This is a genomic window from Anaerotruncus sp. (assembly GCF_057433415.1).
Genome location: NZ_DBMDHH010000003.1, coordinates 1 through 12,886 on the forward strand (window position 1 = coordinate 1; position 12,886 = coordinate 12,886).

The 12,886-nt window shown below is 62.7% G+C and carries 14 protein-coding genes and 1 other annotated feature; of the genes, 6 read left to right on the top strand and 8 right to left on the bottom strand.

The genetic code is table 11. From position 1 onward, the window contains the following. Together ACZO3G_RS01465 and ACZO3G_RS01470 are read left to right on the top strand one after the other, a co-directional pair. Positions 1–2,248, top strand: a 2,248-nt coding sequence (locus ACZO3G_RS01465; RefSeq protein ID WP_486846715.1) for an endonuclease MutS2, incomplete at its 5' end; no start/stop codon positions are given. 246 nt (positions 2,249–2,494) lie between these two features. Then, positions 2,495–2,800, top strand: coding sequence for a hypothetical protein (locus tag ACZO3G_RS01470; RefSeq protein ID WP_121585971.1), 306 nt, complete (start codon positions 2,495–2,497; stop codon positions 2,798–2,800). Between the two features lie 58 nt (positions 2,801–2,858). Here the strand turns inward: ACZO3G_RS01470 and ACZO3G_RS01475 are convergent, their stop codons facing one another. Both ACZO3G_RS01475 and ACZO3G_RS01480 read right to left on the bottom strand, forming a co-directional pair. Next, the gene (locus ACZO3G_RS01475) at positions 2,859–3,101 is read right to left on the bottom strand and encodes a helix-turn-helix domain-containing protein (RefSeq protein WP_158595532.1); all 243 of its coding nucleotides are present in this window, start codon (positions 3,099–3,101) and stop codon (positions 2,859–2,861) included. A 23-nt stretch (positions 3,102–3,124) separates the two neighbouring features. Then, on the bottom strand, positions 3,125–3,346 hold the full coding sequence (locus tag ACZO3G_RS01480) for a helix-turn-helix domain-containing protein (RefSeq protein ID WP_276874504.1): 222 nt from the start codon (positions 3,344–3,346) through the stop codon (positions 3,125–3,127). Between the two features lie 117 nt (positions 3,347–3,463). Here ACZO3G_RS01480 and ACZO3G_RS01485 point away from each other — a divergent pair, with 117 nt between their 5' ends. Next, a complete protein-coding gene (locus ACZO3G_RS01485) occupies positions 3,464–3,763 on the top strand; it encodes a DUF6809 family protein (protein ID WP_101551349.1) in 300 nt (99 codons plus the stop codon). Between the two features lie 138 nt (positions 3,764–3,901). Here ACZO3G_RS01485 and ymfI read toward each other — a convergent pair whose 3' ends face one another. Both ymfI and ACZO3G_RS01495 read right to left on the bottom strand, forming a co-directional pair. After that, positions 3,902–4,636 carry an elongation factor P 5-aminopentanone reductase gene (gene ymfI, locus ACZO3G_RS01490; protein WP_276872469.1) on the bottom strand — a complete coding sequence of 245 codons (735 nt, stop codon included), beginning with the start codon at positions 4,634–4,636 and terminating at the stop codon, positions 3,902–3,904. Positions 4,637–4,693: 57 nt separating this feature from the next. Continuing rightward, positions 4,694–4,939, bottom strand: coding sequence for an IreB family regulatory phosphoprotein (locus ACZO3G_RS01495; protein ID WP_101551345.1), 246 nt, complete (start codon positions 4,937–4,939; stop codon positions 4,694–4,696). Positions 4,940–5,099: 160 nt separating this feature from the next. Between ACZO3G_RS01495 and ACZO3G_RS01500 the strand changes: the two genes are divergently transcribed. Next, a complete protein-coding gene (locus tag ACZO3G_RS01500) occupies positions 5,100–5,609 on the top strand; it encodes a hypothetical protein (RefSeq protein ID WP_276872470.1) in 510 nt (169 codons plus the stop codon). A gap of 48 nt (positions 5,610–5,657) precedes the next feature. On the opposite strand, the gene pheT is transcribed toward ACZO3G_RS01500, so the two are convergent. The 4 genes from pheT to ACZO3G_RS01520 all read right to left on the bottom strand — a co-directional run bounded on the left by pheT (position 5,658) and on the right by ACZO3G_RS01520 (position 11,005). After that, positions 5,658–8,039, bottom strand: coding sequence for a phenylalanine--tRNA ligase subunit beta (pheT, locus tag ACZO3G_RS01505; protein ID WP_276872471.1), 2,382 nt, complete (start codon positions 8,037–8,039; stop codon positions 5,658–5,660). A 16-nt stretch (positions 8,040–8,055) separates the two neighbouring features. Next, entirely contained in the window at positions 8,056–9,075 is a 1,020-nt protein-coding gene (gene pheS, locus ACZO3G_RS01510) for a phenylalanine--tRNA ligase subunit alpha (RefSeq protein WP_101551342.1), read from the bottom strand. A 51-nt stretch (positions 9,076–9,126) separates the two neighbouring features. Further along, positions 9,127–9,368 (bottom strand) — a binding site (T-box leader). Between the two features lie 63 nt (positions 9,369–9,431). Then, a complete protein-coding gene (locus tag ACZO3G_RS01515; RefSeq protein ID WP_256152185.1) occupies positions 9,432–9,842 on the bottom strand; it encodes a PH domain-containing protein in 411 nt (136 codons plus the stop codon). A gap of 122 nt (positions 9,843–9,964) precedes the next feature. Beyond that, entirely contained in the window at positions 9,965–11,005 is a 1,041-nt protein-coding gene (locus ACZO3G_RS01520; protein WP_147437505.1) for an RING finger protein, read from the bottom strand. Positions 11,006–11,219: 214 nt separating this feature from the next. Here ACZO3G_RS01520 and prfB point away from each other — a divergent pair, with 214 nt between their 5' ends. Both prfB and ACZO3G_RS01530 read left to right on the top strand, forming a co-directional pair. Next, complete coding sequence (prfB, locus tag ACZO3G_RS01525) at positions 11,220–12,344, top strand: peptide chain release factor 2 (RefSeq protein ID WP_121585964.1); 1,125 nt, start codon at positions 11,220–11,222, stop codon at positions 12,342–12,344. A gap of 26 nt (positions 12,345–12,370) precedes the next feature. Beyond that, complete coding sequence (locus ACZO3G_RS01530; protein ID WP_101551334.1) at positions 12,371–12,784, top strand: EamA family transporter; 414 nt, start codon at positions 12,371–12,373, stop codon at positions 12,782–12,784. The last annotated feature ends 102 nt before the right edge of the window (positions 12,785–12,886 follow it).

Genomic DNA, 12,886 nt, shown 5'->3' on the forward strand with positions numbered 1-12,886 from the left:
CATGCAGTACACGGTCGACGCGAACACGCTGACCAACCGCTACTCCACGCCGTCGGTCGGCGCGGTGGAGAACCCCGCCGCCGCGCTCAAGCGCAGTGAAATCGGCGCGCGGCTTTCGCCGCGCGAGCTGCTCGACGTGGGGAAGGTGCTGCGCGCCTTCGAGACGATCGAACGGTGGCGGCGGCAGCTCGAGGGCGGGCAGACGAGCCTCTCCTACCTGCTCGATTCGGTGGTCGCTCTCCCCGACCTGCAAAAGCACATCGCGGACACGATCATCAGCGAGGAGGAGATCTCCGACAACGCGAGCCCCGAGCTCGCCGACATCCGCCGTAAAATCCGCCAGGCGGGCGCCAAGGCGCGCGAGGTCCTCGATAAGATGGTGCGCTCGGCGACCTACCAGAAGTTTTTGCAGGACAACATCATCACCCAGCGGGACGGCCGCTTCGTCGTGCCCGTCAAGCTGGAATACCGCAATGAGATCAAGGGCCTCGTGCACGACACCTCCTCGTCGGGCGCGACGGTCTTCATCGAGCCGATGGGGGTCGTCGAGGCCAACAACGAGATCCGGCTTTTGCAGGGCAGGGAACAGGCGGAGATCGACCGCATCCTCTACGAGCTCTCCGCGCAGGTGGGCGGCTGCGCCGCCAGCATCCGGGGCAGCTATGAGGCGGTCGTCGAGCTTGACCTCTACTTTGCCAAGAGCCGCCTCGCAGACGAGATGCACGCGAGCGTGCCCGCCATCAACGACACCGGCGTGGTGCGGCTCAAAAAGGCCCGCCACCCGCTGCTCGACAAGCACAAGGTCGTGCCGATCGACCTTTCGCTCGGGGAGACGTTCGACACGCTCGTCGTCACCGGCCCCAACACGGGCGGCAAGACGGTCGCGATCAAGACCCTGGGCCTGCTCACCGCGATGGCCCAATGCGGCCTCATGCTGCCCGTCGCGGACGGCAGCACGGTGCCCGTCTTCAAAAAGCTGCTCGTCGACATCGGCGACGAGCAGTCGATCGAGCAGAGCCTCTCCACCTTCTCGGCGCACATGACCAACATCATCCGCATCCTCGACGAGGCGGACGGCGACTCCCTCGTCCTGCTCGACGAGCTCGGCGCGGGCACCGACCCGGTCGAGGGCGCGGCGCTCGCCGTCGCGATCATCGAGCAGTTGCGCGCCCAGCGCGCCCGGGTGGTCGCCACCACCCACTACGCCGAGATCAAGATGTACGCCCTCAACACCGACGGCGTCGAAAACGCCTGCTGTGAGTTCGACGTGGCGACCCTGCGGCCCACCTACCGCCTGCTTACCGGCGTGCCGGGGCGGTCGAACGCCTTCGCGATCAGCGAACGCCTCGGACTGCCCTCCGACGTCATTGAGAACGCGCGCACCCACCTGTCGGGCGAGAACGCGCGGTTCGAGGACGTGGTCGCCCAGCTCGAGGGCACCCGGCAGGAGCTCGAAAAGGAACGCGCGCTGGCGGCGAGCCAGCGGGTCGAGGCGCAGCGCACCTCCGCCGAGGCGGACGAACTGCGCCGTACCGCCGAGCGGGAGCGGGAGCGCGAGCTCGAGCGCGCCCGCGTGCAGGCGCGCGGCATCGTCGAGCAGGTGAGCGCGCAGGCGGAAAAGCTGATCGACGAGCTCGACGAGCTGCGCCGCCAGAAGGACAGCGCCGACTTCTCCGAGCGCGCCGCCGCGGCGAAGGTCGCCTTTAAGGCAAACCTGCGGAAGTTGCAGGACCTCGCGGACCCCGTCACCCGCAAGAACGTGGAAAATTACGTGCCCGACCGCCCGATCAAGCGCGGCGACACCGTGCGCCTTCTCGAGCTCGGGAAGGAGGGCACCGTCCTCTCCGCGCCCGACGGGCAGGGATACCTCAACGTGCAGGCGGGCATCATCAAGACGCGCGTCCACCAGTCGGAGGTGCGCCTTGTCGACATGTCCAACAAGCGCGTCACGGTCAATAACGCCGGCGTTTCGTCGCGCGGCGTTTCCTCCAAGGCCACCCGCGACGTCAAAACCGAGCTCGACCTGCGCGGCATGACCTCCGATGAGGCCCTCGTCGAGCTCGAGCGGTTCATCGACTCGTGCGTCCTCTCGGGCGTGCCCACCGTCACGATCATCCACGGCAAGGGCACCGGCGCCCTGCGCGCCGCCGTCCAGCAGCGCCTGCGCAAGCACCGCAACGTCAAAACCTTCCGCTTGGGGACGTACGGGGAAGGGGAAGCGGGGGTTACGATCGCCGAGCTGAAGTAGCGGGAGGTACGTGTCATTGTTACGGCCTTTTCTGGAAAAGGCCTTGGCGAAAAGCTTTCCGGGGGACTTTCGAGAAAGTCCCCCGGACCCCTCAAAGCTTTATCAGGCCGGCCGCTCTGCCACGGCGCGCGCCCGACCCGTGTCGAAAGCCGTCGGAAAAGCGCGCCGCGCTTTACAGCCTGGCAAATTTATGTTATGATTTATCTCGGTACGAAATTTCATGAAGATAGATTGCGAGTGATGACTGTGGAAAAGAAAATTACCAAGCCCGGTTCCCTGACCTACAAGGGCCGCCCGCTCGTCCGCAGCGGGAATACCATCTATTACGGCGATATGGGCGACAAATACGTCGCCATGCTCCAAATCCTCAGCGAGGCCGATTTTGACGGCGAAACCCTCCCGACCAAGGTCTCCGTCCAAATCTGGTCCACCGACGAGGAGCTCCGCCCCCGCGACCGCGTCGTGAAAAAGACCGAAAAGAACAACCTCTTCGACGCGATGAATATCGCCTCCATCTGGCTTGAGCGCCAGCTCGGCGAGAAAAAAGCCTGAATGATGCTGAAAAGCCGCCGTCCCCTCCGGGACGGCGGCTTTTTTTATCGATTGGCGCTCAGTCGGATGCTCCCTGCTCAAGGTGCGGGATGTCCGTCAGTCCCAGCAGGTAATCCGTCGATACCTGGAAGTAGCCCGCCAGCTTCACAAGGAAATCCAGCGAGGCGTTCAGACTGCCGTTTTCTAGCTTGTGAAGCTGCTCGGTCGACAGGTTGAGCAGTTCCGCGATCTCTTCAGGCGATTTGTCCTCCCGGCTGCGCAGAAATTTTAATCGGTCTCCGAATGTGTCCTGGTCAAACACGTGAAGTGCCCTCCTTTGTTGTTTTAACGGTTTGTTTCCGGTTTGTCGGTCCGCCCGGCAAGATAATCTATCGATACGCCGAAATAATCGGCAATAGCGACTAACCCATTGATATGCGGTTCCTGTTCTCCGCTTTCGTAACGCTGGTACTGCCGCACGGTGATGCCGAGCAGATCGGCCAACGTCTTTTGAGGCGTTTGCTTTTTGAGGCGTAGCGCCCGGAGACGACTGCCAAAATGATTCATAAGAGCGATAACCCCCTTGACACGACTTTATTAGTCGTGTATACTAAAGGCAGAGAGGCGACCAAAAAGGTCGTATCAAAACATTCTATCACATATTATGCTGGGAGGCGAAAAACGGTGGCGGAAGATTATTTACGTCAGCTTTACAGGAACGGACTGGATTATTATGCGGGCCTGGCGGCGCATCAGCCGGGCTTTGAGGAGGTTAAGGCGCGATATGGCCGGTGCGCCCGTAAAATCCGGAGCAGGCTGACACAGAAGCAGGTTGTCTGGCTGAAATCGCTGATCGACGCGCAGTACGAAATGGAGTGTATCCACTGCGAAACCGCGTTCGCGGAAGGGTTCCGGCTGTGCGCGCGGCTGACGGGGGAGCTGAACGCGCGCGCGGTTTCAGCGCGGGATGCGGCTTCCGGTTGAACGCGCGCTACAGCTTTGGGCACGGGCCGCGTGCGCGGTGGGGCGGGGAGGCCGGCCTGATGTGTTTTCGGGGGGGTTGGGGGACATTTTCCCAAAAGGTCCCCCCAGTCCGGGGGACTTTCTCGAAAGTCCCCCGGATCAGCCGCCCAGAAAGCCGCCGTCGACCTTTAGCACTTGTCCCGTAATGAACCGTGCTTTCCCGCCGCATAAAAAGACGACGGCGTCCGCGACCTCCTCGGGGGAGCCGATGCGGCAGAGGGGCGTTTCGCCGCACAGCGCGGCGAGGGTCTCGGGGGAGAGATTGGCGTTCATCTCGGTGTCGATGACGCCGGGGGCGACGCAGTTGACGGTGACGCCCGAGGGGCCGACCTCCTGCGCGAGCGCCCGGGTGAAGCCGATGACGGCGGCCTTGGAGGCGGAGTAGTGCACCTCGCAGGACGCGCCGGAGATCCCCCAGATGGAGGAGATGTTGACGATGCGGCCGCTGTGGCGGCGGAGCATGCCGGGCAGGACGCAGCGGCAGGTATGGAACACGCCGCCCGCGTTGACGGAAAGCATCCGGTCCCAGTCGGCGGCGGTGAGGTCGGTAAAGAGCTTCTGCTGGGCGATGCCCGCGTTGTTGACCAGCGCGTCGATGTGGCCGAAGCGTTTTTCGGCGGCGGCGGCCATCGCCTCGACGGCGGCGGGGTCGGCGACGTCGGCGCAGTAGAGCTCCGCGTCGCAGCCGAGGGCGGAGAGCTCGTCCAAAAGCGAGCGGGCCGCGGCCTCGTTTTTGTGCCAGCAGGCCGCGACGGCATAGCCCTCCCGCGCGAAGGCGAGGGCGCACGCCCGGCCGATGCCGCGGGACGCGCCGGTAATCAGGACGGTCTTCATAAAGCCTCCACGGGATGTCAACGCCCCCGTCCTGCGGGCGGGGGCGTCCGTAATGTTCTAATCGTTCAGGTAGCTTTTGACCAGCATCTGGAGCAGCTCGTCGCGGTCGATTTTCCGGATGAGGCTGCGGGCGTTGTTGTGGGTCGTGATATAAGTCGGGTCCTCCGACAGGATGTATCCCACAATCTGGTTGATCGGGTTATAGCCCTTCTGGCGGAGCGCGTCATAGACCTCCGTCAGGATCTCCTTCATCTGCTGTTCCTTATCCTCATGGATCGAAAAGGATATCGTCGGCTCGTGCATGACATCACCCCTCCCTCTTACTGACCATTTTACAACAATTTTCGCCTTATGGCAAGGCGTAAACTGTATATTTCTCATATTGTATGACTTTACCCGCGCAAATATACCGCTGCGTTTTTTCAGAAAAGATGCTATAATATTCGCGTAAGGAGGCGGCGAAATGAGGTGGCACAAGAAATGGGCATATGTACTGATTGCTTTTGCGGCGGTGTATATGGCGCTCTTAATCATTTTTCCGCACAACGGAGCCCTGAAACCGTTGTATCTGCTGTTTGGCCTTGCGTGCTATGGATTTCTTATAGCTGAAACAAAAACGGATATGGAGGTCTATGAAAAGATCTTCAAAAACGGCGTCCGGGGACAGGCTACCATTGGCGCCTGTGATGAGGTTTATAATGGTTATCCACTGCTGCACGGGTTTTCCAGTCATCAATATGAGGTCTGCTTTTATCTCGGCGGGGTGCGTCGGGAATTGAAGCTGTTCGGGAGGTATTCCGACTCGCTGGGGCAGATTGGGAATGTCATCGACGTGATCTATTGGGATCAGTACCCCGACCTGATTATTTCCGCAGATGAGGCGGTACTGGCGAGTATGAAGCGGCATACGGCATATACGGGCGGAGTTTCCCTTTTTATTTTCGTTCTGCTGTTTGCGGCACTCGCGCGATAGCAATCAAAAAAAGCCCCGGTAAAACCGGGGCTTTTTTGATGCTTGGATTCAGCTGCGGATTTCGACGCCGAGGTTTGCGAGCGATTTGAGCACCCGCTTGATGGCGGCGTCGGCCTCCTCGTCGGTGAGGGTGCGGTCGTCGGCGCGCATCGTGAGGGAATAGGCGACGCTCTTTTTGCCCTCGGCGACCTGCGCGCCGCGGTAGACGTCGAAGAGGCTGACCTCCTCGAGCACCTTGCCGACCGCCTCGCGGATCGCCTTTTCGAGCGCGGCGACGGGCAGCTCGTCGTCGCAGATGAGCGCGAGGTCGCGGGTCGCGGCGGGGAAGCGGGGCAGCGGCTTGTAGCCGCGCTCGGGCGCGACGTTTTCAAACAGCACCGCCTCGTCGAGGCAGGCGACATAGGCGCGCGCGCCGATCTGGTAATTCTGACAGATTGCCGGGTGCACCTCGCCGATCATGCCGAGCTTTTGGCCGTTCACGGTGATTACGGCGCAGCGGCCGGGATGGTAGGTGGGATCGTCGGAGACGGCGGCATATTCCGCGCCCTCGACGCCCGCCGCGGAGAGCAGCGTTTCGACGACGCCTTTGAGGGTGAAGAAGTCGTGTCCCTCGCCGTAGGCGCCGATCGTGACGCAGGCGCGCTCGTCGGGCAGCTCGCGTCCCTCGACGGGGAGGTAGACGTTGCCGATCTCATAGAGGGCGGCGGCTTTGTTGCGGTTGTTGTAGTTGCGGGAGAGCACCTCGAGCATCGAGGGGACGGTCGTGGTGCGCATGACGCTGGTGTCCTCGCCGAGCGGGTTCTGGATGACGACGCATTTGCGGTAATCGCTGTCCGCCGGAAGCCCGATCTTGTCGTAGTATTTGGGGCTGATGAAGGAGTAGGTCGCGACCTCGTAAAGCCCCTGTGCGAGCAGGGTGCGGCCGAGAAGCTGCTCGAACTTCTGGATGGGGGTGTAGCGGCCGTTGGCGGTGCCGCGGATGGCGGTGACGGGGATCTTGTCGTAGCCGTAGAACCGCGCGACCTCCTCAGCGAGGTCGGCCTTGTGCGCGAGGTCGGCGCGGAAGGTGGGCGGGATGACGAATTCGCCGTCGATCCTGCATTCGAGGCGGGTGAGGATGCGGTGCATCTCCTCGACCGGCACCTCGATGCCGAGGAAGCTGTTGATCCAGTCGGGCTCCAGCTTGATGCGGCGCTCGGCGTGGTCGGAATTGTCCACGTCGATCATGCCGCCGACGACCTCGCCCGCGCCGAGCAGCTCGACGAGCTCGCAGGCGCGTTCGACCGCCGGGATGGTGGTGGCGGGGTCGAGCTGCTTTTCAAAGCGGCCGGACGCCTCGGTGCGCATGCCGAGCTTTTTGGCGGTGGTGCGCACCGACGGGCCGTTGAAGCAGGCCGACTCGAAGACGATCATGTTGGTGTCGTCCATGATGCCGCTGTATTCGCCGCCCATGACGCCCGCGACGGCGGAGGGCTTCTTCGCGTCCGCGATGACGAGCATCTCGGGGGAGAGGACGCGGTCGACCCCGTCGAGGGTCATGATCGTCTCGCCCGGCTTGGCGTTGCGGACGACGATCTTGCCGCCCTCGACATACTTGTAGTCGAACGCGTGCATCGGCTGGCCGTATTCGAGCATGACGTAGTTGGTGATGTCGACGATGTTGTTGATGGGGCGCACGCCCGAGGCGCGCAGCCGCTCCCGCATCCAGCGGGGGGAGGGAGCGATCTTGATGTTCTTGACCATCCGCGCCGTGTAGCGGGGGCAGAGGGCGGGGGCGAGCACCTCGATCGAGAGGTGGTTTTTGATGTCGTCGACGGTCGCTTTGACCGCGGGCGCCTTGAGGTCGAGAGGCTTTCCGAAGGTGACGGCCGCCTCGCGCGCGAGCCCGGTGACCGAGAGGCAGTCGGGGCGGTTGGAGGTGATCTCGAATTCGACGCACACGTCGTCGAGCCCGATCGCCGACTGGATGTCCTGCCCCGGCTTTATGTCCGGTTCCTCCAGGATGAAGATGCCGTCCTCGACCGCGTAGGGGAAGTCGTGGGTTGTGAGGCCCAGCTCGGAAAGGGAGCAGAGCATCCCGCAGGACTCGACGCCGCGCAGCTTGCCCTTTTTAATGTGGACACCGCCCGGCAGCCAGGAGTCGTGCAGGGCGGTGGGCACGTAGTCGCCCTGCCGGACGTTCTGCGCGCCGGTGACGATCTGCACGGGGGCTCCCGCGCCCACGTCCACCTGCGTGACAAACATGTGGTCGCTGTCGGGGTGGCGGACGATCTCGTCGACCCGGCCGACCACGACGTTTTTGATCTCCGCGCCCTCGCGCTCCCAGCCCTCGACCTTGGAACCGGACATGGTCATCGCTTCGGAAAACTCGTGGGGCGTGATATTGCCGACGTCGACATAGTCGGCCAGCCATTTCATGGACAGATTCATGATAAGTTACCCTCCCTTAGAATTGGTTGAGGAACCGCAGGTCGTTCTCGTAGAAGAGGCGCAGGTCGTCGATGCCGTAGCGGCGCATGACGATCCGCTCAAGCCCCATGCCGAACGCGAAGCCGCTGTATTCCTCGGGGTCGATGTTGCAGATGGAGAGCACTTTGGGATGCACCATGCCGCAGCCGAGGATCTCGATCCAGCCCTCGCCCTTGCAGAGGCGGCAGCCCTCGCCGTGGCAGGCGAAGCACTGGAAATCCATCTCCGCGGACGGCTCCGTGAAGGGGAAGTGGTGGGGGCGGAAGCGCACGACCGCCTCCTCGCCGTAGAGCCGCTTTGCGAACATCTCCAGCGTGCCCTTGAGGTCGGCCATCGTAACGCCGCGGTCGACCACGAGCCCCTCGATCTGGTGGAAGAGGGGGGAGTGGGTCGCGTCCACCGCGTCGGAGCGGTAGACCCGTCCGGGCGCGATGACGCGGATGGGGGGCTTCTGCTTTTCCATCGTGCGCACCTGCACCGGGGAGGTCTGGGTGCGCAGCAGGACGTTGTCGCTGATGTAGAAGGTGTCCTGCGTGTCGCGCGCCGGGTGGTCCTTCGGAATGTTGAGCGCCTCGAAGTTGTAGTAGTCGGTCTCGACCTCCGGGCCTTCGGCCACCGAGAAGCCCATGCCGAGGAAGATCTCCTTGACCTCTTCGAGCACCTTGGTCAGCGGGTGGAGCTTGCCGAGCGGCGCGGCCCTGCCGGGCATCGTCACGTCGAGCTTTTCGAGCGCGAGCTTCTGGTCGAGCAGGGCCGCCTTGACCGCGGCGGTGCGCTCCTCGACGAGCGCCTCGATGCCCGAACGCACCTCGTTGGCGAGCTGCCCGACCTTCGGGCGCTCCTCGGCCGAGAGCTTGCCCATCTGCTTGAGGATGACGGTGAGCTCCCCCTTCTTGCCGAGGTATTTGACCCGCAGGTCGTCGAGCGCCTTGAGGTCGCCGGCCTGCGCCAGCGCATCGGCCGCCTGCTGTCTGATCTGTTGCAGCGCGTTTAACATTGTATTTCATCCTTCCCTGTGATACTGCAAAATAAAAAGGCCGTCCGTCCGCAAAGGGACGAACGGCCGTGACGCCAGTCCGTGGTACCACCCAAATTCCCAATACAAAGAGTATTGGACACTTCTGCGCTTTTTAACGGGGCGAACCGTCGCCGCCTACCGCCCCGGGGGGGGTTGAGCGGCGCCGCTCACGGGTGAACTTCACGCAGACGCTTCCCGCGGTCCGTTTTCAGCCGGCGGCGGACCTCTCTGTTGCGGCGCGGATGCGCTACTCTCCCGATCTCAGCGTTATTCGATTAACCATCATCTTAGCATGATTGCTCCGGATTTGCAAGGGCTTTTTGAGATTTTTCTCCTCACAGGAGCATCCCGTCCTCACCGTCCTCGCAGCCGCACTCGTCGTTGTCGAGGATTTCGCCGACCCGCAGGCGGCGGGCGAGCTTCATCTCCTCCACCTGCTTGTGGATGAGCTCCTTGACCCCGCGGGGCTCGCGGATGTTCTTGAGCAGCAGCCTGGGCAGCGACTTGTCCGACGACTGCACGAGCACCGACCCAACCCGGAAGATCCGCTGCCACAGGCTGATGGTGAGGCTGATGTCCCGCACACGGTAGAGGATGACCTCCTCCTGCCGGGTGTTCAAAAGTCCAGTCTCGAGAAAGAGCCGGTCCTCCGACATCGAATATTTCGTAAAGGTGATCGGCAGTCCGCAGATGCGTTTGCGGTCCTTCCAGACCACGGCGGGTTCGGAGATTCGTTCAGCGGCCATGACAGGGCTCCTTTCTTTCGCGCAGCGCGCCCGATGGGTCCATCATAACACCCCGCCGCGAAAAACGCAAGAAGGGCAAAAAGGGGGGAGCGGCTTTGCCGCTCCCCCTCGGGTCGATCGGTTCAGGAGACCATGATCGCCATCACCATCAGGATATAGACGGCGAAATAGGCCACCACGCAGCCCACGGCGGCGATGACGACGATGGCGCGGTTGGTGCGCCCCGCGCGGGCGATCGTCTCGGTGTAGCGGCGGTCATCGAGCGTGCCCTGCGCCGCGAGCATTCCCTCACGGACGCGGGTGACCTTTTTGACCGCGTGCCGCAGGTAGAAGCGGTTGGCGAAGAGGGAGAAGACGACGCCCACGGCGAGCAGGAAATAGCGCATGTACTCCATCGCGGCGTAGGCCCACAGGTGCTGGGTGGGCTGGAACTCGCTGATGAACTCAAACATGCTCGCCCCGGCGTAGATGTCGTTCATGTGGTCGAGGGCGAAATGGACCGCCTCGGGCATGACGAAGAGGGTGGGGATCTGCGCGAGCAGGGTGATGCCCAGCAGGATGAGCCCCACCGAATACATCTTGCGGTAGAAAAAGTAGAAAAAGTTGAAGAAAAGCGCGCAGAAGTTGAAAGAAACGGGCTTCCCCTGGGAAATCTGTTTAAAGCGGGGGAGGAAGTAGCCGGAGTTCTCCCCGACATAGAGCGCGAGATCCCGCGCCGACACCCCGTCGATCTCCTCCGAGGGGTTGAGCCCGCCGAAGGCCGCGCTGTAAGGATTCTGCGCGGGCGGCGCGGCGGCATAGGGCTGTCCGCCGAAGGGGGAGAAGGGCTGTCCCTGCTGGGGCTGGGGCTGGCCCTGGGTGCCGCGGTGCAGCGGCGCGCCGCACACCTGGCAGAAAAGGCCGGTGGAGGGATTGCCGGCGCCGCACGCCGGGCAGGCGGTCCCGCCCGCGGAGCCGCCGGGGGCCTGCCCGGGGGTCTGCTGCTCGTGCGGCGGCTCCCAGGCATGTCCCTTGATATGCAGGTCGTTCAGCGCGCAGTGCCCGAGCTGCTGGTAGCACGTCCGATGGTGGGGCGCGCCGCAGACCGGGCACACGACGATGTCGTCGTCCTCCGTAAAGCGTTTGTTGCAGACGGGGCACTTTACGCCCGTATAGTTCGCCAAAAAATCAACCCCTGAATCATAAATCCATAAATAGTGCTTTCTGAATACCCATGATACAGACAATCCCCTGAAAATTCAAGAGCGTAATTGTGAACTTTTCGTGCGAACGGCTTTTCCACGGGGTTTTGCGCCGGAACCGCTTTACTTTCCCGGGAAAAAATACTATAATATTATTTCTGAGAATGACAAATGCTAGTGGAATGGAGTTGCCGATATGCTGCAATTTGAGGAGCTGCGCCTGCGGCTGGAGGGCCGCCGTGAGGAACTGGACGATCTCGCCCAGGCGATCGGATACGAGGGCCTCAAGCGCAAGCTCGCCGAACTGGAGGAGCAGACGACCGCGCCGGGCTTCTGGAACGATGTGGAACGCTCGCAGAAGAACCAGGTGGAAACCGCCCGCGTCAAGGGAAAGATCGAGGGCTGGGACAGGCTCGACGCCCTCTACGGGGACACCCTCACCCTCATCGAGCTCGCGGACGAGGAGGAGGACGAATCGGTCTACGAGGAGGCGCTCGCGGACGCCGAGAGGTTTGAGCAGGACCTCGAGACCCAGAAGCTCGCCACCCTGCTGACGGGCGAATACGACGTGAACAACGCGATCATGACCTTCCATGCGGGCGCGGGCGGCACCGAGGCGCAGGACTGGGCCCAGATGCTCTACCGCATGTACACCCGCTGGGCCGAGCGCCACGGCTATACCTATAAAATCCTCGACTATCTCGACGGCGACGAGGCGGGCCTCAAGAGCGCGTCGATCATGATCGAGGGGGAGAACGCCTACGGCTTCATGCGCTCGGAGGCGGGCGTGCACCGGCTGGTGCGCATCTCGCCCTTCGACGCGTCCGGCCGCCGGCACACCTCCTTCGCCTCGGTGGAGGTGCTGCCCGAGCTGCCCGACGACAACACCGTCGAGATCGACCCCGAGGACATCAAGATGGAGGTCTTCCGCTCCTCCGGCGCGGGCGGCCAGCACATCAACAAGACCTCCTCGGCGGTCCGCCTCATCCACATCCCGACCGGGATCGTCGTCTCCTGCCAGAACGAGCGTAGCCAGTTCCAGAACCGCGACATGTGCATGAAGATGCTCACCGCCAAGCTCGTCGAGATCAAGGAGCGGGAGCATCTGGCCAACATCAACGAGATCAAGGGGGAGCAGATGCAGATCGCCTGGGGCAGCCAGATCCGCTCCTACGTCTTCATGCCCTACACCCTCGCCAAGGATCACCGCACCGGCTTTGAAATGGGCAACATCAACGCCGTGATGGACGGCGACATCGACGGGTTTATCAACGCGTACCTCAAGGCCGCGAGCCTGGGGACGCTCGGACAGGTGGACTGAGAATAGCATTGAGGAGAGAATCTTATATGTGGGCTGTCTACGCGGTCGGTTCGGCGGTCTTCGCGGCGCTGACCTCCATCCTTGCCAAGATCGGCATCGAAAACGTCAATTCCAACCTTGCCACCGCCATCCGCACGGTGGTCGTGCTTCTTCTCGCGTGGGGGATGGTCTTCCTCACCGGCTCCCAGCACGGCATCCGCGACATCTCCCAGCGCAGCATGCTCTTCCTCATCCTTTCGGGGCTCGCCACCGGCGCCTCGTGGATGTGCTATTACAAGGCCATCCAGATCGGCGAGGTCTCCAAGGTGGTCCCCATCGACAAGTTCAGCCTCGTGATCACGATCGTGATGGCCTTCATCTTCCTGCACGAGGCGGTCAGCGTCAAATCGGTCATCGGCGCGGTGCTCATCACCGGCGGCACCCTTTTGATGGTGCTCTGATCCTGGAAAATGCCGCCCTCGGGCGGCATTTTTGCTCTCCTTCACCCCGGCGGGGCTTTAGATTTACCGCGCGCCTGTTTGCGGCCGCGGGCTTTTATCGCG